Source organism: Nonomuraea glycinis (assembly GCF_014646515.1).
Lineage (GTDB): Bacteria > Actinomycetota > Actinomycetes > Streptosporangiales > Streptosporangiaceae > Nonomuraea > Nonomuraea glycinis.
Map to the genome: position 1 here is coordinate 425,117 of NZ_BMNK01000002.1, position 18,528 is coordinate 443,644.

General features: G+C 71.4%; 13 protein-coding genes. 7 read left to right on the forward strand and 6 right to left on the reverse strand.

Annotation, left to right across the window (positions count from 1 at the left end; all coding sequences use genetic code 11):
* Positions 1 to 141: 141 nt before the first annotated feature.
* From IEY87_RS07270 to IEY87_RS07295, 6 genes are all read right to left on the reverse strand, one after another.
* Positions 142 to 1,035: a C40 family peptidase gene (locus IEY87_RS07270; protein WP_189137706.1), complete on the reverse strand. Its 894-nt coding sequence runs from the start codon at positions 1,033 to 1,035 to the stop codon at positions 142 to 144.
* 178 nt (positions 1,036 to 1,213) lie between these two features.
* A complete protein-coding gene (locus tag IEY87_RS07275; RefSeq protein ID WP_189137707.1) occupies positions 1,214 to 2,179 on the reverse strand; it encodes a hypothetical protein in 966 nt (321 codons plus the stop codon).
* A 3-nt stretch (positions 2,180 to 2,182) separates the two neighbouring features.
* Positions 2,183 to 5,641, reverse strand: a complete 3,459-nt coding sequence (locus tag IEY87_RS07280; protein WP_189137708.1) for a serine/threonine-protein kinase — start codon at positions 5,639 to 5,641, stop codon at positions 2,183 to 2,185.
* Positions 5,642 to 5,711: 70 nt separating this feature from the next.
* On the reverse strand, positions 5,712 to 7,664 hold the full coding sequence (locus tag IEY87_RS07285) for an ABC transporter ATP-binding protein (RefSeq protein WP_308112936.1): 1,953 nt from the start codon (positions 7,662 to 7,664) through the stop codon (positions 5,712 to 5,714).
* Positions 7,665 to 7,716: 52 nt separating this feature from the next.
* Positions 7,717 to 9,453, reverse strand: coding sequence for an ABC transporter ATP-binding protein (locus tag IEY87_RS07290; RefSeq protein ID WP_189137709.1), 1,737 nt, complete (start codon positions 9,451 to 9,453; stop codon positions 7,717 to 7,719).
* Positions 9,453 to 10,076, reverse strand: a complete 624-nt coding sequence (locus IEY87_RS07295; protein WP_225277118.1) for a TetR/AcrR family transcriptional regulator — start codon at positions 10,074 to 10,076, stop codon at positions 9,453 to 9,455. Before IEY87_RS07295 ends, IEY87_RS07290 begins: the two co-directional genes overlap by 1 nt.
* Positions 10,077 to 10,290: 214 nt before the next feature.
* On the opposite strand from IEY87_RS07295, the gene IEY87_RS07300 reads away from it, so the two are divergent.
* The 7 genes from IEY87_RS07300 (at position 10,291) to deoC (ending at position 18,524) form a co-directional block, all read left to right on the forward strand.
* The gene (locus IEY87_RS07300; RefSeq protein ID WP_189137710.1) at positions 10,291 to 11,277 is read left to right on the forward strand and encodes a substrate-binding domain-containing protein; all 987 of its coding nucleotides are present in this window, start codon (positions 10,291 to 10,293) and stop codon (positions 11,275 to 11,277) included.
* Between the two features lie 25 nt (positions 11,278 to 11,302).
* Positions 11,303 to 12,355 carry a galactitol-1-phosphate 5-dehydrogenase gene (locus IEY87_RS07305; RefSeq protein WP_225277117.1) on the forward strand — a complete coding sequence of 351 codons (1,053 nt, stop codon included), beginning with the start codon at positions 11,303 to 11,305 and terminating at the stop codon, positions 12,353 to 12,355.
* Positions 12,356 to 12,395: 40 nt separating this feature from the next.
* On the forward strand, positions 12,396 to 13,910 hold the full coding sequence (locus tag IEY87_RS07310) for an FGGY-family carbohydrate kinase (RefSeq protein WP_189137711.1): 1,515 nt from the start codon (positions 12,396 to 12,398) through the stop codon (positions 13,908 to 13,910).
* The gene (locus tag IEY87_RS07315; protein WP_189137712.1) at positions 13,907 to 14,842 is read left to right on the forward strand and encodes a sugar-binding transcriptional regulator; all 936 of its coding nucleotides are present in this window, start codon (positions 13,907 to 13,909) and stop codon (positions 14,840 to 14,842) included. The genes IEY87_RS07310 and IEY87_RS07315 overlap by 4 nt, the downstream gene beginning before the upstream one ends.
* A 268-nt stretch (positions 14,843 to 15,110) precedes the next feature.
* A complete protein-coding gene (locus IEY87_RS07320) occupies positions 15,111 to 16,607 on the forward strand; it encodes a sugar ABC transporter ATP-binding protein (RefSeq protein WP_189137713.1) in 1,497 nt (498 codons plus the stop codon).
* Complete coding sequence (locus IEY87_RS07325; RefSeq protein WP_189137714.1) at positions 16,604 to 17,611, forward strand: ABC transporter permease; 1,008 nt, start codon at positions 16,604 to 16,606, stop codon at positions 17,609 to 17,611. Before IEY87_RS07320 ends, IEY87_RS07325 begins: the two co-directional genes overlap by 4 nt.
* Complete coding sequence (gene deoC / locus IEY87_RS07330) at positions 17,604 to 18,524, forward strand: deoxyribose-phosphate aldolase (protein ID WP_225277116.1); 921 nt, start codon at positions 17,604 to 17,606, stop codon at positions 18,522 to 18,524. The genes IEY87_RS07325 and deoC overlap by 8 nt, the downstream gene beginning before the upstream one ends.
* Positions 18,525 to 18,528 lie beyond the last annotated feature (4 nt).

Here is an 18,528-nt window from a genome sequence, read left to right on the forward strand (position 1 = left end):
GTGATCCACGACCTTCGGGGCACTGCCCGATCTTAGGTCAGGAAGACGCCAAGGCCCAGAGTGCCGGCAGGAGCACTCTGAGCCCGGGTTCTGTGGATGTGGCGCCGGCCTACTCGGTTGCCCGGGCGTCCAGCGGCGAGGTCATCCGCTGGGGACGGTCGCGACACCGAGGATGCGGAAGGCCGCGACGCGGACGTTGCGGAGGCTGCCTTCGGGATGGACCGAGACCTTGGTGCCCGGTTCGAGGGCGTCTAGGACATTGCCGTCTCCCTCCCAGAAGGAGACATGGCCGACGGCTTCGTCGGTCGTCTTGTAGAAGATCAGGTCACCGACCTTCAGGTCCGCGTAGTCGACCGACTTGGCGTAGAACTTCGCCGGGGACTGGTGGTCGTTGGCCCATCTCCACATGTCGACGGCACGGCGGACCGGCCAGCCGGGGAAGTTGCCGATGGGGTTGTAGGAGGTGTAGACCAGCCCCGAGCAGTCGTAGCCGGGGCGCTCCGGGGTGCCCTCGCCGCCGAGGACGTAGTCCACGCCCCGCTTGGCCATGGCGTTCTTGTGGCCGATCATGCTCCAGTTGTAGATCTCCCGCACCTCGGTGCAGTTGGTCCCCTGGGCGGTCGTCCCGTTCTGCACCTGCACCCTGAGGTGGTTGATGTTGGGGATGGAGGTGGGGTTCCAGTCGGACTTGAGGCCCACGTCATGGGTGCCGTTGCCGCTGTTGAGGATGAAGAAGGTGTCGCCGCCGGGGAACTGGAAGGGCGCCGCGTCGTGGCCGGCGTCGTGGGCCTGGATCCGCAGCACCGGAGAGTAGTCGCTCGCCGTGCCGGTGTCGTCGACCCGCCAGCGGACGGTCACCTTGTCCCCGGCTTTCCAGTCGACCTGGATGAAGGCCCTGGCACCCGGGCATTCGACGGTGAGCGTGCCGCTCGGGTTGCTCAGACCGTCGGCGGACGCCGGCGGCGCGGACGCGAAGACGGCACTGGAGACCGCGACGGCGAAGGTCACGAGCGACGTCATGATTCTGGGCTTCACGTGCTTCCTTTCATGGCGGAGATGCCCTGCACCGTGGATCCCCGGTACGGGTCAGGTGCGGCTTGGTGAGAACGCTAAGAAGAGCCGCTGGCACGGCGCTGTCCGTACTCCGCCCGTACCGCCGCAGTACGCCACCCGTACCGGGCACGCGTCCGGCAGGGGGAAAAGGGACCGGTTCTCAGTTCGTCACGGTCACCTTGCGCTCGGGGTCGGACCGCCCGGCGTTGAAACTGTCCTGCTTACGGAAGATCACCCGTCGCCCTCCCGACGCCTGGGCGCGTTCCTTGATCGTGTATCCCCCGTTGCGGTCGGTCGTGTCGCCGGCCTGATTCGCGCCGTTCACCTGCAGCGTCACCGCGCGACCGCTGCCGAGTTTGCGCCAGCCGGTTCCGGACCAGTAATGGACGGTGCCGCCGTGCCTGACCGTCTTTCCTCTGCGCACCTTCGCCGGGTTCCGGCCGTGGGTCAGCTTGACGTCGCCCTCGCTGTGCGGGGCCGTCGAGGCGACCTCAGGGCCCCGGAAGGCGAGAAAGGCAGCGGTCCCCGGAAATTCCGCTCGCCAGAGTCCCGATTCCACCGCGGTGGCGGTGGCGGCGAAAAAGCCGCCTTCGCCGGTCTTGGTCTCTGTGATGACCCGCCAGGCGAATTCGTCCTCGGCCCGGAAGGACAGCAGGATGAGCTGTCCGTCGGGCAGTCCTGTCCACTCGTCCCGTCCGGCCGATCGTTCCAGCCGGCCGCCGAACGACAGCGGCTCGCCGGGCTCGGCGGGCTCGGGTTGGACGGTGAAGTCCCGGATGCGGGTCTCGACGGTCTCGGCGCGGTCGGTGACGTCGAAGGCCGTCTCGGCGGTGTCGTCCTCGACCCGGACGCCGGCCCGCCACCTCCCGGCGCCGGCGTCGATCGTGGTCTCGGCCCGCCACTCCTGCTGGAAGACGCTCTCGCCCACCCGGGCGAACCTCAGCCTGAGGGCCTCACCACCAGGGCCATAGAGGACGCCGGTGACGGTGCTCCTGGGGCCGGTCTGGCTGGTCACGACGGTGATCGTGCAGGGCTCGCCGAGGAGCGCCGTGGGCGGGTCCACCTCGATGGACTCGATCTGGGCGTAGTAGCCGTCTCTCCGGAGCAGCCGGTCAAGGAACCTCATGGCTCAGCAGACCTCTCTGAACGGGATCTCGGGGATGTACCTCTGCCACGCCGCCCGGTCGAGCGACGCATGGGTACGCGCGCAGACCGCGTGCACGGCCGGCCCGGGGTCGATGGGGTAGGACTGGACGGTGCCGTCCGCGCCCACGCTGCGCAGCCAGTGGCCGTCATCGGTGTAGGCCAGGGCGAGAACCTCGTCGACGTGCGCCCGGTAGGAGTCGCCGACGGGGACCAGGCGGCCGGTGTCCCACAGGCGCACCGCGCCACCGGCGCCGCCCGTCGCCAGCAGGTTCCCTCCGGGGTCGAAGGCCAGCGCGACGACGCTGTCGAACTCGGCGGGATCCGGCCACAGCCGGCCCTGGGACGTGCCGCCGGAGGCGTTCCACAGATCGACGCCGAACTGGTGGAACCCGGTGGCGACCCGGGACCCCGCGTACGCGATGGACCGGACCCCGTCGCGGCTGCCGCCGAAGGGCTTGTCCACGACGGCGTCGCCGCGCAGGTCCACCAGGGCACTGTCCAGGCCCCCGATGGCCAGCGCGCCGCCGTCAGGGCGGAAGGCCATGGCCCGGTCGCCGTCGCCGGGCAGGGTGCGGAGCCGGGTCCGGCTCGCGACGTCCCACAACTCGGCCGGCCCCTCGTCGGGCGAGGCGGCGAGCGTGCGCCCGTCGGGACTGAACACCAGGCCGTCCACCGAGTCGCCGTGGGCCAGGCGCACGGTCGCGGCGGCGGCGCGGCGGCCGACGTCCCACAACGTCACCTGCCGCGAGTGGGCGGCACCGGCCGCCAGCCACCGGCCGTCCGGGCTGAAGGCCAGCACGGCCGAGGAAGGCCCGCCGCGCAGCGGGCCGAGCGCCCGCCGGCGGGCCACGTCCCACAGCACCAGCCCGCCCTCGCCCTCGACGGCGGCGATCCGCGCGCCCGGCCCGAACGCCGCCCCCGCCACGGCCCGGGCCACCTTCAGCGGCCGCAGGTCGTGCCCCAGGTCCAGGGTGACCACGGACCCGCGCCCGGTCAAGTAGACGATCCTGGTGCGGTCGCGGCTGAGCCGCGCCAAGGGCTTGCTCATCGTGTCGGCCAGCTTGTACGACAGCAGGGGAGCGGTGCCGGGCACTTCCCATACGCCCAGGCTCGCCCGGTCCGAGGCCACCAGCATCGTGCCGTCCCGGCTGTAGGACATCCAGCGCGCCGTCATCCCCTCGGCCTGGAGCCCCGGCCGGAACCGGCCCGCGGCCAGGTCCCAGACGCGCACCGCGCCGTCCACGCTCAGCGAGACGGTGCCCGCCGAGCCGAAGGCCACCCCGTCGGCCCGCCCGCCGTTCGGCTCACGCAGGCGCCGCCGGGCCCGTAAGTCCCAGAGCTGGTAACGGCGGTCGCTGGACACCAGCGCCGCCAGCCGGCCGTCCGGGGAGATCACCACGTTGTCCGCCAGGTCGTCGCGCACCCGGACCAGCGGCTTGCCGCCGGCGGCGGGCCAGACCCCGACGAGATCTCCGGTGTTCACGCCCAGCAGCCGGTCGTCGGCGCTGAACACCAGGTCGATCGCCTGCTGCCGGAGGAGTTCGGTGGTGCGCCCGGTGGCCAGGTCGAGCACCCGGACGCCGTCGGCCCCGCTCACCGCCACCCGGCTCCGGTCATGGCTCAGCGCGATCGTCCGTACCCCCTGACCGAGGCCGCCGAGGTCGCGCAGCACGGCGCCGGTGGCCAGGTCCCGCAGCACGAGCCGGCCCTTGTCGGCCACGGCCTCGGCCTCGCCGTCGGCGCTCAGGTCGAACACCGCGTCGGCGCTGGTCAGAGGCGGTGACACCACGCTCACCTCCTTCTGCGCGAGCGAGCTGTACAGAGCCGCTCTCCCCTCGTCCACCGGCGAGACGCGCCAGGCGGCGACGCTCAGCGACCTCGCGAGCTCCGGCTGGGACGTGCGCAGCTCCTCCGCCAGCACGGCCGTCCTGCGGGCGATGGCCGTGTCACGTTCCCGCACGGCCGCGACCCGCTGATCGACGGCGACGCCCGCGGCGGCGACCGCCACGGCGAGCAGGACGGCCAGCACCGTGCTGACCTGACGGCGGCGGCGGGCGCGGACCCGGCTCAGGGCCAGTCCGGCGGCGAGGAAGGCGTTCTCGACCAGGTTCAGCGTGGCGTGGTGGCGGCCGGTCGCGGCCCAGCTGAGCGCCGCCTCCAAGGCGGTGCCCTGGTAGAGGTCGACCGGGCGGCGGCCGTGCTCGTCCCAGCGCTGCGCGGCCTCGCCCAACCGGCGATGGATCAGCAGCCCGTCGCGGTCGGCGTCGATCCACTCCCGCATCCGCGGCCAGGCCCGTAGGAGCGCGGCGTTGGCGAGCGACAGCGTGTCGCCGTCACGCGCGACCAGCTCGGCGCGGGCGAAGCCGGCCAGCACCCGGTCCGCGTCCGCCGGGGAGATGACGCCGTCCTCCAGCTCCTGCGTGCGCACCTTCCTGAGCATGTCCTCCGCACCCTCGCCGGGCATGACCATCCGGAGCATGATCTGCGGCACCAGCGCCTGATCCTCCGAACGCAGCCGCTGGTAGATCCCCTCGGCGACCGACTCCAGCGGGGGCGGCGTCAGCTCGGCGGGCGGGCGTACCGACCCGGCCGCCCGGCTGCCCTCGGCCAGCAGCGCCTGTACCTCGGCGAGCTCGCCGAGCTCGCCGAGGTCGCCGACCAGGCCGAGCAGGAGCGCGCGGGCGGTCGGCCGGGCCTCGGGATCCTTCGCCATGGTCGTGGCCACGAGCGAGCGGAGCGGCTCCTCCAGCATCGACACGTCGGGGTCGGCGGCGAGGATCTGATGGAACAGCGCCGCCAGGTTCTCGCCGGTGAACGGATCGCGTCCGGTCGCCGCGAACAGCATGACCGCTCCCCACGCCCACACGTCCACCGGCGGGCCCGCGCGCATGCCGACGACGCTCTCCGGCGCCATGAACGCGGGCGTGCCCGCCCCCTGACCCGTCGGCGTGAGCGACATCTCGGAGGTCCTGGCGATGCCGAAGTCGATCACGCGCGGGCCGTCGGGGCCGATGAGGACGTTGTCCGGTTTGAGGTCCCGGTGGATCACGCCGGCCTCATGGATCGCGGTCAGCGCGGTGGCGATCCCGGTGGCCAGCCGGTAGAGCTCGTCCGCCCCGTACGGGCCGCCGGTCTTGACGGCGCGGCGCAGGCTGGGGCCGCCGACGTACTCGCTGACGATGAACGGCCGGGCCGCGTCGAGCTCGACCGCCAGCACCCGCGCGGTACAGAACGGGGAGACGCTGCGCGTCGCGGCGACCTCCTTGGCGAACCTGCGCCGCAGCTCAGCGCCCGCCCCCGGGTGCAGCACCTTGATCGCCACCCGCTGCCCGCTCGGGCCGTACCCCTCGTAGACGACGCCCTGGCCGCCCTCCCCGAGCCGCCCGGCGAGCCAGAACTCGCCGAGCTGACGCGGATCCCCCGCCAGGAGCGCCGATGACATGCTTCGATGGTGCGACGCTCCGCCGCGCACGCCAAGAGCCCAGGCGCCACCCGTCCGGGAGGGTCGCCGGCTAATCCACCTCCACCGCGGCCTCGGTGAACTGGGCGGAGTACAACGCGGCGTAGGCGCCGCCCGCGGCCAGCAGCGACTCGTGCGTGCCCTGCTCGACGATCCGCCCGTCCTCCATGACCAGGATCAGGCCGGCGTCTCGGATCGTGGACAGCCGGTGCGCGATGACGAAGCTGGTACGCCCTTCGCGCAGCGAGCTCATCGCCTGCTGGATGAGCACCTCGGTCCGGGTGTCGACCGAGCTGGTCGCCTCGTCCAGGATCAGGATCGCCGGCTCGGACAGGAACGCGCGGGCGATCGTGATCAGCTGCTTCTCGCCCGCGCTGACCGTCGCGCCCTCCTCGTCGATCACCGTGTCGTAGCCGTCGGGCAGCGTGTGCGCGATGCGGTCCACGTGGGCGGCCTCGGCGGCGGCCTCGATCCGGTCGAGCGTGGCGCCTTCCGCGCCGTAGCCGATGTTCTCCGCGATCGTGCCGCCGAACAGCCAGGTGTCCTGCAGCACCATGCCGAGGTTGGCGCGCAGCTCCTCCCTGGACATCTCGGCGATGTCGACGCCGTCGAGCGTGATGCGGCCGCCGGTCACCTCGTAGAAGCGCATGATGAGGTTGACCAGCGTCGTCTTGCCCGCTCCCGTGGGGCCGACGATGGCCACGGTCTGGCCGGGCTCCACGATCAGCGACAGGTTCTCGATCAGCGGCCGGTCCGGCGCGTAGCGGAAGGACACGTTCTCGAACGCCACCCGGCCCCTGACCTGGGCCGGCCGCGCGGGCTCGGCGGGCTCGCCCGACTGCTCCGGAGCCTCCAGCAGCTCGAAGACCCGCTCGGCCGAGGCGACGCCCGACTGCACCAGGTTCGCCATCCCGGCCACCTGGGTCAGCGGCTGGCTGAACTGGCGTGAGTATTGGATGAAGGCCTGCACGTCGCCCAGCGAGATCGAGCCCGAGGCCACCTTGAACCCGCCCACCACGGCGACCAGCACATAGTTGAGGTTGCCGATGAACATCATGGCCGGCTGGATGAGACCGGAGATGAACTGGGCGCGGAAGCTGGAGGCGAACAGGGCCTCGTTGTGCTCGGCGAAGGTCACGGCGGCCTCCTCCTGCCTGCCGAACACCTTGACCAGCGTGTGCCCGCCGTACATCTCCTCGATGTGGCCGTTGAGCTTGCCCGTCGACGACCACTGCTCGATGAACTGCGGCTGCGACCGCTTGCCGATGATCGCGGTGACGTAGACCGACAGCGGCACCGTGATCAGCGCGATGAGCGCCAGGAGCGGCGAGATCCAGAACATCATCGCCAGCACGCCCACGACTGTCAGCACCGACGTGATGAGCTGGCTCATCGTCTGCTGCAGCGTCTGCGCGATGTTGTCGGTGTCGTTGGTGGCGCGGCTGAGGATCTCACCGCGCGACTGGCCGTCGAAGTAGCTCAGCGGCAGCCGCGCCAGCTTGGCCTCGATCCGCTCGCGCAGCCGGAACGCCGCCCGCTGCACGATGGTCGTGGTCAGCCGGAACTGCACGATCCCGAGCAGGGCCGCGAGCAGGTAGATGGCCAGCACCCAGCCCAGCACCTGGGCCAGCGCGGTGAAGTCGATGCCGCGGCCGGGCACCACGCTCATCGACGACACCATGTCCGCGAACGTGCTCTGGCCGTCGGCGCGCAGCCCCGCCACGGCCTGCTCCTTGGTGCTCCCCGCGGGTAACTGGGCCCCGATGATGCCGGAGAAGATCAGGTCCGTGCCGTAGCCGAGGATCTTGGGGCCCGTCACGCTCAGCGCGACGCTGACCGTACCGAAGGCGAGGACGACGATCAGGAGCGCGCGCTCGGGGCGCAGCAGGCGCAGCAGGCGGCGGAGTGAGCCGCCGAAGTCGAGCGCCTTCTCGGCGGGTCCGGACATCATCGCGCCCGGGCCGAAGCCGCCCTGCGGGCGGCGCGGCGGTGCCTGGGTGCTCATGAGCCCTCCGTCGCCGGTCTCGTGACCTGGGTGATGACCTCGACAGGCGCGCTCATGCCGCGGCCTCCTGTTCGGTGAGCTGGGACAGCACGATCTCGCGATAGGTCGGGCAGGTGGTCATGAGCTCGGTGTGGGTGCCGGTGCCGACCACGCGGCCGGCGTCGAGGACGAGGATGCGGTCGGCGTCGCGGATGGTGTTGACCCGCTGGGCCACGATGACGAGCGTGGCGTCGGTGATCTCCGCGGCCAGTGCGGCGCGCAGCCGGGCGTCGGTGGCGTAGTCGAGGGCGGAGAAGGAGTCGTCGAACAGGTAGATCTCGGGGCGGTGCACCAGGGTCCTGGCGATGGCCAGGCGCTGGCGCTGACCACCGGAGACGTTCGTGCCGCCCTGGGAGATCGGCTCCTCCAGCCCGCCGGGCATCGCCTCGACGAACTCACGGGCCTGGGCCACCTCCAGCGCCTGCCACAGCTCCTCGTCGGTCGCGTCCGGCCTGCCGTACCTCAGGTTGGAGGCGACGGTGCCGGAGAAGAGGTAGGGCGACTGCGGGACCAGGCCGACCGCCCGGGACAGCGCGGCCGGATCGAGGTCGCGCACGTTGACGCCGTCGACCAGCACCTCGCCCTCGGTCGCGTCGAACAGACGGGGGATGAGGTTGAGCAGCGTCGTCTTGCCGCTGCCCGTGCTGCCGATGATCGCGGTGGTACGGCCGGGCCGCGCCACCAGGCTCACGTCGCACAACACCGGCTCCTCGGCGCCCGGGTAACGGAAGTCCACCGACCGCAACTCCAGCTCGCCGAGATGTCGATCCGGGGTGACCGGGTCCGCCGGCGGGTGGACGGTCGGCTCGGCGTCGAGGACCTCCTCGATGCGCTCGGCGCAGACCTCGGCCCGCGGGATCATCATGAACATGAACATCGCCATCATCACCGACATGAGAATCTGCATCAGGTAGGAGATGACCGCGGTCAGCGCGCCCACCTGCATGGACCCGTCTGCGATGCGATGGCCGCCGAACCACACCACGGCGACGCTGGACACGTTCACCACCAGCATGACCGAGGGGAACATCAGCGCCATCAGCCGCCCGACCCGCAGCGACACGTCGGTCAGCTGCTCGTTGGCCTCGCCGAAGCGCTCCCGCTCGTGCTTGTCGCGAACGAAGGCTCTGATCACCCGGATGCCGGTGATCTGCTCGCGGAGCACCTGGTTGATCCGGTCGATACGCTCCTGCATCATGCGGAAGTGCGGGCGCATCCGCATCACGATCAGCCCCACGATGACGACCATCACGGGCAGCACGACGAGCAGCAGCGACGACAGCGCCGCGTCCTGGCGCAGCGCCAGCACGATGCCGCCGACGCACATGATCGGCGCGGCCACCATCATCGTGAACGTCATCAGCACGAGCAGCTGGACCTGCTGCACGTCATTGGTGGTACGGGTGATCAGGGACGGCGCGCCGAACCGGTTGACCTCCTGGGCGGAGAAGTCCTGCACCCGGCGGAAGACCGCGGCCCGCAGGTCCCTGCCCAGCGCCATCGAGATCAGGGCGGCGTAGTACACGGCCACGAACGAGCAGGCGATCTGGACGAGCGTCACACCGAGCATCACCAGCCCGAGGCGCGCGATGTAACCGGTGTCGCCCTTGACGACGCCGTCGTCGATGATGTCGGCGTTCAGTGTGGGGAGATAGAGCGTGGCCAGCGTCTGGACGAACTGGAAGAGGACGACGAGCGTGATCTCTTTCCCGTACGGCCTGAGCTGGACCCGCAGGAGGCGGAGCAGCATCAGCGGGGGCTTTCTGTCGGAGGGGTGGGGGAGGGACGCACGAGCAGTCCGTCGAGCAGCACGGAGACGATCTCCTCGTCGCCCATGTCGCCGAACTCGCCGCCTTGGCCGAAGCCACGGTGCACGCTCACCGCGATCAGCATGAGCAGCAGCTGCGCCGTGGCCTCGGGAGAGCGGCGCAGCCGGTCGCGATCGGGCTCGACCAGGAGGGCGATCGCGGCTGAGATATGACGCCGGCCGTCCATCATCCGCTCGCGGAACTCGGCGTCATCGGCCATCAGCTCCTTGGGAGCGGCGATGAGGTTGGCGTTGGCGCTCATTCCCGCCCGCAGCATCGTGACCGCCTCGCGCAGCCGCGCGCGCAGCTCGATCCGCGTGTCGATGGCCGCCAGCGCGTCCACCGCCGGTCGCGGGTCGAACGCGCTCATCAGCGCCGCCCGCAGCAGCGAGGCCTTGTCGGGGAAGACACCGAAGATCGTCCCCTCGGCCACGCCCGCGGCCTCGGCGATCTGGCGGGTGCTCACCGCGGTGCCGTACTCGCGCAGCAGGGGGAGCGTGGCGGCGATGAGTGCGGCCCGGCGGTCTTGCGGGGCCATGGCCGGCACCCGTCGCCTTCTTGTCACGCGGAACACCCTAATGAGCGAGCACTCACTCGTTCAAATGGTTTATGTCCGTCCCGTGCGGCACAGCCCTGACCAGGCCGAACAGGGTGCCGTCCCGCACATGAAATGATCGAAACTCACATTTTGCTCATATGAGCAGAATCTGGCTCAAGTGTTGCAACGCGGTTAATTCCCGACTTACAGTGCGTTACCTACCTCACATACGGAGGCTCAGATGCGCGCATTCCGGTCGCTCATAACCCCCTTTGCCCTGGTCGCAGCCCTGGCCGCCTGTTCGGTGTCCACCAGCCCGGGCGGCTCCGCCGAGACCGCCGCCCAGCAGTCGGACGGTCCCGTCGCCATCGGGTTCAGCCAGGCGACCCAGCAGTCCCCCTTCTACGTCCAGCTCCGCGAGGGAGCCGAGGCCGCCGCCAAGAAGGCCGGCGCCACGCTCTACTTCGCCGACGCGGGCGGCGACGTCACCAAGCAGAACAACGACATCCAGGACCTCATCACCCGTCAGGTCGACGTCCTGCTCATCAACCCGGTCGACCCGCAGGGCGTACAGCCGAGCATCGCCGCGGCCAAGGCGGCCGGCGTCTCGGTCGTGACCGTGGACCGGCCGGTGCCCGAGGGTGCGATCGCCCACGTCGGCCGCGACAACAAGGCGATGGGCGCGCTCGTCGGCAAGCGGCTCAGCGAGCAGCTCGGCGACAAGGGCGGCACGGTCATCGAGATCCGCGGCGACGCCGGTGGCGCCGTGGCACGCGACCGCGGCGCGGGTTTCCACGAGGCCGTGGCGGCCAACCCCAAGATCAAGATCGTTGAGGGCCCGTACGCGGACTACGTGCGCGCCAAGGCGGTCACCGCCATGCAGGACCTGCTCCAGGTCCACCCCGACGTGGCCGCCGTCTACGCGCACAACGACGACATGGCGCTCGGCGCCCTGCAGGTGCTCAAGGAGAACGGCAAGGACAAGGTCCTGGTCGCCGGCGTCGACGGGCTCATGGAGGCGGTCAAGCAGATCCCGTCCGGCCAGTACGTGGCCACCGCGCTCAACGACCCCATCTCCCTCGGCGCCAAGGCCGTGGAGACGATGCTCCAGGTCCAGAAGGGCGAGAAGGTCGAGCCCGCCATCGACGCGGGCACCGAGCTGATCGACACGGACAACGCCGCCCAGTACGCCACCGGAACCGGCGAGTTCGCCGAAGCCGCCAAATAGCACCCCACAGGAGAAAGGCGACAGGATGTCGGAAACCATGCAGGCCGCGGTGCTCCACGCCCCCGGTGACATCAGGGTCGAGCAGGTGCCCGTGCCCGTGCCCGGCCCAGGAGAGGCGCTCGTCCGCGTCGCGGCCTGCGGGGTGTGCGGCTCTGACATCCCGCGCATGCTGCGCGCGGGGGCCTACCACTTCCCGATCATCTGCGGTCACGAGTTCTCGGGCCACGTGGTCCGCCTCGGCGACCGCCTGGCCGCCACCGGCCGCGTCCGCGAGGGCGACCTGGTCACCGTGCCCCCGCTCATCCCCTGCCACGCCTGCGCTCCCTGCAGCCAGGGCCACTTCAGCCTGTGCAAGGACTACAGCTACTTCGGCAGCCGCAGGAACGGGGCCTACGCCCAGTACGTCACCGTGCCGGACGAGAACCTGATGGTGCTCCCGGCCGATCTCGACCCGCGTGCCGCGGCCATGCTCGACCCGGCCGCGATCGCGCTGCACGCCCTGTGGCGCACCCGGATGCGCGGCGGCAAGCGGGTGGCGGTGGTCGGCGCCGGCCCGATCGGGCTGTTCGCGGTGCAGTGGGCCAAGCTCGCCGGTGCCGCCGAGGTGCTCGTCGTCGAGGTCAACGAGCAGAAGGCCGCCATGGCCACCGAGGCCGGCGCCACCCATACCGCGACCAGCGCGGCGGCGGCCGCTGACGCGGTCGGCGAGGGCTACGACGTGGTCATCGAGTCGGCGGGCGTGCCCGCCACGGTGGAGCAGGCCGTGGGCCTGGCCGCCAGGCACGGCGAGGCGGTGTTCATCGGCATCCCGCACGACCCCGTGGTGCTGCCGAAGGCCACGTTCAGCTCGTTCCTGCGCCGTGAGGTCACCCTGCACGGGGCGTGGAACTCCTTCTCCGCGCCGTTCCCCGGTGAGGAGTGGCGGGTCGCCGCCAAGGGGCTGAGCTCGGGCGACCTCGCCTGGAAGTTCATGATCACGCACGAGCTGGGGCTGGACGCGCTGCCCGAGACCATGGCCGGCCTCGGTGAGCGGTCGATCTTCAGCTCCAAGGTTCTCTTCCTGCCGAACGAGGAGTGACGATGACGGCTTTCCTCCCGCTCGACCTGGGAACCGGACGATGACCGCCTTTCTCGCGCTCGACCTGGGCACGGAAGGCGCGCGGGCCGCGGTCTACAACGTCGAAGGCGCGCCGATGGGGACGGGCGACGCCGTGTACCCGACGCGTTTCCCCCGGCCGGGATGGGCCGAGCAGGACCCGGACGACTGGTGGCGGGCGAGCGTGCACGCGGCCCGTCAGGCGCTCGCCGAGGCGGGTGATCCGCCCATCGCCGGGGTCGCGGTGGCGACCACGGCCTCGACGGTGGCCGTCCTCGATCGGCAGGGCCGCCCGCTGCGGCCGGCCCTGCTGTGGATGGACGGCCGGGCCGGCGAGGAGTCGGCGTCGACCGCGGCGACCGGCCACCCGGTCCTGCGCTACGCCGGCGGCCGCGACGCGGTCGAGTGGCTGGTGCCCAAGGCCATGTGGCTGGCCCGCCACGAGCCCGAGACCTACCGGGCCGCCGCACGCATCGTCGAGGCGGTGGACTACATGGTGTGGCGGCTCACCGGGAGGTGGGCGGGATCGCGGATGAACGCGGTGTGCAAGAGCAACTACGATCCGCGCGGTACGGGTTTCCCACACGATCTGTACGCCTCGCTCGGCATCGGCGACCTGGGCGACAAGCTGCCGGACGACATCGTGCCCGTCGGCGAGGCGGTGGGGCCGCTCGGCGTACGGGCCCGTGAGGAGTTCGGCGTCACCGGCCCCGCCGTCGTCGTGTCGGGCGGGATCGACGCGCACCTGTCGCTGCTGGCCATCGGCGGCGCCCCGGAAGGGCGGGTGTCGATCGTCTGCGGCACGTCCAACGCGTTCGTCACCGAGATCGACGAGGCGGTCTTCCCGTCCACCGTGTGGGGGCCGTACCCGGACGCGCTGCAGACGGGCCGCTGGCTCGTGGAGGGCGGCCAGGTGAGCGCGGGCTCCGTGCTGGCCTGGGCGGGCGAGAAACTCATCGGACGGCCCCGGGCGGAGCTCGGCGGGCTCATCAAGGCCGCGGCGGAGCTGCCGCCGGTCGACCACGGGTTGATCGTCCTGGACTACTTCATGGGCAACCGCACGCCGCTGCGGGACCCGCGCCTGCGGGGCGCGGTGCTCGGGCTGACCCTGGCCAGCTCCGCCGAGCAGGTCTACCGGGCGGCCGTGGAGGGCGTCGCGTACGGCACCCGCCAGGTCCTCGACTCCTTCATCGACGGCGGGATAGCCGTGGAGGAGGTCTACCTGTCGGGCGGCATCCGGCACAACGAGCTGTGGCTCCAGACCACCGCCGACGTGCTCGGCCGGCCGGTCCACCTGGTCACCGGGGACAACCTGACGCTGCGCGCCTGCGCGGTGCTGGCCGCGGCCGGCACCGGGTGGCACGCCTCACTGGCGGAGGCGGCGGTGCGGTACGCGCCCCGGGTCCGCACCGTGGAGCCGCTCGCCGAGCACGTGGCGGCCTACCGCCACGGCTACGCCGACTACCGCGCGGCCACCGCCGCCACCACGGAGATCTCCCACCGGCTGAGCGATCCGCGGCGGAGGTCCGGCTCATGACCGACGACGACCAGCTCTACCAGGTGGCCGTCCGCTACTACGAGAGCGGCGAGACGCAGGAACAGATCGCCCACGCCATGCACCTGACCCGATGGAAAGTGGGGCGGATGCTGGCCGAGGCACGTGAGGTCGGCATCGTCAGGATCGAGGTGCTGCATCCGCGTTCCCGGGTGGGCGTGCTGGAGCGGGCGCTCAGCAAGCGGTTCGGGCTGCGGGAGACCATCGTGGTGGCGGGCAGCGGCGGCGACGAGCAGGCGCGCAAGCAGGTGGCCGCGGCCGGCGCCGACCACTTGGCGGCGATGCGGCCCGTGCCCCGGCTGATCGGCGTCTCCTGGGGCCGGACGCTCGACCGGCTGGCCGGCGGGCTCACCCCCGGCTGGGCGATGGGCGTCAACGTCGTGCAGATCAACGGCGCGCTCAGCCGCTCGCGGCAGCCGACCGGCGCGGGCAGCATGGCGAGTTCGATCGCCCACCACGGCGGCGGCACCGCGACGCTGCTGGCCGCCCCGGCGATCCTGGAGCAGCAGAGCACCCGGGCGGCGCTGGAGAACGACCGCGCCGTCTCCGACGTGCTCACGCTGGCCGCCAGGGCGGACCTGTTCCTGTTCAGCCCCGGCGGCATGGGCAGCGACTCGGTGCTGGTGGACTCCGGTCAGATCGACGCGGGCGACCTCGACAGGCTCGCGGCCGCCGGCGCGGTGGGGGACGTGCTGGGCCGCTTCGTCGACGCGCGCGGCCAGATCGTCGACCCCGACCTGGACGGCCGCACGCTCGGCCTGTCGCTGGACCTCCTGCGCTCGGCCGCCACCTCGGTCGCGCTGGTCAGCGGCGGCGCGAAGCGGGCGGTGTGCCGGGCCGTCGTGACCAGCGGCCTGTGCGACGTGCTGATCACCGACGACCAGAACGCCACTCACCTGCTGGAGGAGGCATGACCGAGCTTGTCGAGGTCATCGATAAACACAGCACCTTGGTCATGAGATCGACGAAGGAGGGCTCATGACCGAGCTTGTCGAGGTCATCGATGAACACAGCACCTTGGTCATGAGATCGACGAAGGAGGGCTCATGACCGAGCTTGTCGAGGTCATCGATAAACACAGCACCTTGGTCATGAGATCGACGAAGGAGGGCTCATGACCGAGCTTGTCGAGGTCATCGATAAACACAGCACCTTGGTCATGAGACCGACGAAGGAGGGCTCATGACCGGCACCGAGGAACGGCTGCGCATGACCGGGATCGTCAAACGCTTCCCCGGCACCGTCGCCCTGGACGGGGTCGAGCTGAGCGTCCGCCCCGGCGAGGTGCACTGCCTGCTGGGCGAGAACGGCGCCGGCAAGAGCACCCTGATGAAGATCCTGGCCGGCTCCTATCAGCCGGAAGAGGGCACGATCCTGCTGGACGGGCAGCCCTTCAGGCCCGCCACCCCGCATGCGGGGCAGGCGGCCGGCATCGCGGTGATCTACCAGGAGCTGGACCTGCTGCCGGACCTCACCGTCGCGCAGAACCTGCTGCTGGGCCGGGCGCCGCGGCTGGGCCCGTTCGTCCGGCGCGGGCAGCGGGCGCGGCTGGCCCGCGAGGCACTGGACCGGGTCGGCGCCTCCTTCCCCGTCACCACCCGGGTCGGTGAGCTGCCGATCGCGGCCCAGCAGCTCACCGCCATCGCCAAGGCGCTGACCGCCGACGCGCGCGTCATCGTCATGGACGAGCCGTCGGCCACCCTCGGCGAGAGCGAACTGCTGGCGGTGTTCGAGGTCATTCGCTCCCTCACTGCCGAAGGACGGTCGGTGATCTTCATCTCGCACCGCATGGACGAGGTCATGGAGATCGGCGACCGCGCCACGGTGCTGCGTGACGGCCGAACGGCGGGCGTCTACGACCTGGCGTCGACCGGTCCCGACGAGATCGTGGCCGCGATGATCGGCGAGGCGAGCGAGCTCGTGGGCGCCACGGACCGGCCCGCGCCCGGCGGGGAGCCGCTGCTGCGCGTCGAGCGGGTCCATGTGCCGGGGCTTCTCGACGTCCGCGATCTTGAAGTACGGCCGGGCGAGGTCGTCGGGCTCGCCGGTCTCGGCGGCGCGGGCCGGACCACGTTGCTGCGCGCCCTGTTCGGCGACCTCAAGGCCCAGGTCACGGCCCGGCTGGACGGCCGCCCGCTCAAGGTCGCCGGCCCGGCCGCCGCCGTCCGCGCGGGGCTGGCCCTGGTGCCGGAGAGCAGGAAGGAGCAGGGCCTGATGCTGGGGCTGTCCGTCAGCCGCAACGCCGCGATCGGCGCGCTCGGCCGGCCCCCGTGGCTGCTGCCCGGCCGGCTCGGCCGGCGCCTGGCCCGGCCCGCGCTCGCCGACCTGGGCGTCAAGACGGCGGGACTCGACCAGCTCGTGGGCCAGCTCTCCGGCGGCAACCAGCAGAAGATCGTGCTGGCCAAGTGGATCACCCGGGGCGGGATCAAGGTCCTGCTGCTGGACGAGCCCACGCGCGGCCTGGACGTCGGCGCCAAGGCCGACCTCTACCGGCAGGTACGCCACCTCGCCGACCAGGGCGTGGCCGTGCTGCTGGCCAGCAGCGAGCTCAACGAGCTGACCGCCAACGCCGACCACATCCAGGTCCTGTACGAAGGCCGCAACGTCGCCCGCTTCGACCCCCGCACCAGCCCCGAAAGCGTCATCGCGCACACCGTCATCACAGGAGCCACGGCATGACCACATCCCTCGGATCCACGGTGGCCTCGACCACCGGAAAGGAGCGCGGCGGCCGATCGCGCCGCGGCGCCGACCTGATCGTCAAGTCCAACCTGCTGCTGGTCTTCCTCGCCCTGTGCGTGGTGGCGTCGCTGCTGGCGCCGCAGTTCCTGACCGGCCGCAACATCGCCAACCTGCTGCAGCAGTCGTCGCTGACCGGCATCGTGGCCATCGGCATGACCATGGTGGTGCTGACGGCGGGCATCGACCTGTCGGTCGGCAGCGTCGCGGCCTTCGGCGGGATGACCGTCGCCCTGCTCATGGCCCCGGGTATGCCGGTCCTGCCGGCGATCCTGCTCAGCCTGGCGATCGGCGCGGCGTTCGGCGCCGTTATGGGCGGGCTGTCGGCGTACCTGTCGCTGCCGTCGTTCATGACCACCCTGGCCGGGCTCACGGCCATCCGCGGGCTCACGTACCTGCTGACCGACGGCAAGCCGGCGCAGGCCGGCGAGTCCGAGGTGTTCCAGCTCCTCGGCGGCGGGTTCGTCGGCTACGTGCCGATCGTCGGGATCATCTTCGTGGTGGTCACCCTCCTCGCCGCCGGGGTGCTGCGCGGCACCACGTTCGGCGAGTACGTGTACGCGGTCGGCAGCAACAAGGAGGCCGCCCGGCTGTCCGGCCTGCCCGTGCGCGGCGTGATCACCACGGTGTTCGCGGTGTCGGGCGGGCTGGCGGCGCTGGCCGGGGTGCTGCTCACCTCCCGGCTGACCGTGGGCCAGCCCACCGCCTTCAGCGGGCTGGAGCTGGACGCGATCGCGGCCGTGGTGCTGGGCGGCACCAATCTGTTCGGCGGCCGGGGCGGGGTGTTCGGCACCTTCGTGGCGGTACTGCTGCTGTCGGTGCTGCGCAACCTGTGCAACCTGCTCGGCCTGGGCTCCTTCTTCCAGATGGTGGTGACCGGCCTCATCCTGCTGGTCGCCCTCGTACTCAACATGCTCATCGAGAGGCGTGGCGCTCGTGCCTGACACCGTTCCCGGCTCGCTCCGGGCCTACCTGCACGGACTGCCCGGCGTCGACGAGGTCGGCGTCGGCCGGCGGGCCGCCGACCTGGCCACCCGGTCGATCAAGACCACGGCGAAGCGGTCCGCGATCGACCTGGCCATCAGCATGGTCGACCTGACCACCCTCGAAGGGGCGGACACCCCGGGCAAGGTGCGCGCTCTGGCGGCCAAGGCCGTACGGCCCGACCCGGCCGACCCCACCGCGCCCTCGGTCGCCGCGCTCTGCGTCTACCCCGACATGGTCGCCGTGGCCGCCGAGGCGCTGAAGGGCAGCGGCGTCGGGCTCGCCTCGGTCGCCACGGGCTTCCCCGCCGGGCGCACGTCGCTGGAGGTGAAGCTGGCCGACACGAGCGCGGCGGTGGCCGCCGGAGCCACCGAGATCGACATGGTGATCGACCGGGGCGCGTTCCTGGCGGGCGATTACCGCAAGGTCTTCGACGAGATCACGGCCGTCAAGGAGCAGTGCGGCCCGGCCCATCTGAAGGTCATCCTGGAGACCGGCGAGCTGGTCACCCACGACAACGTACGACGGGCGTCCTGGCTGGCGCTGCACGCCGGCGCCGACTTCATCAAGACCTCCACCGGCAAGGTCGCGCCCGCCGCCACCCTGCCGGTGACGCTGATCATGCTGGAGGCCGTCAGGGACTACCGGGCGGCCACCGGACGGCAGGTGGGGGTGAAGCCCGCCGGCGGCATCCGCACCACCAAGGACGCCATCCGCTACCTGGTGCTGGTCAAGGAGATCGCCGGGGACGACTGGCTCGACCCCGCGTGGTTCCGCCTCGGCGCCTCGACGCTGCTGAACGACCTGCTCATGCAGCGGACCAAGCTCGCCACCGGCCATTACGGCGGGCCCGACTACTACACGATCGACTAGGGAG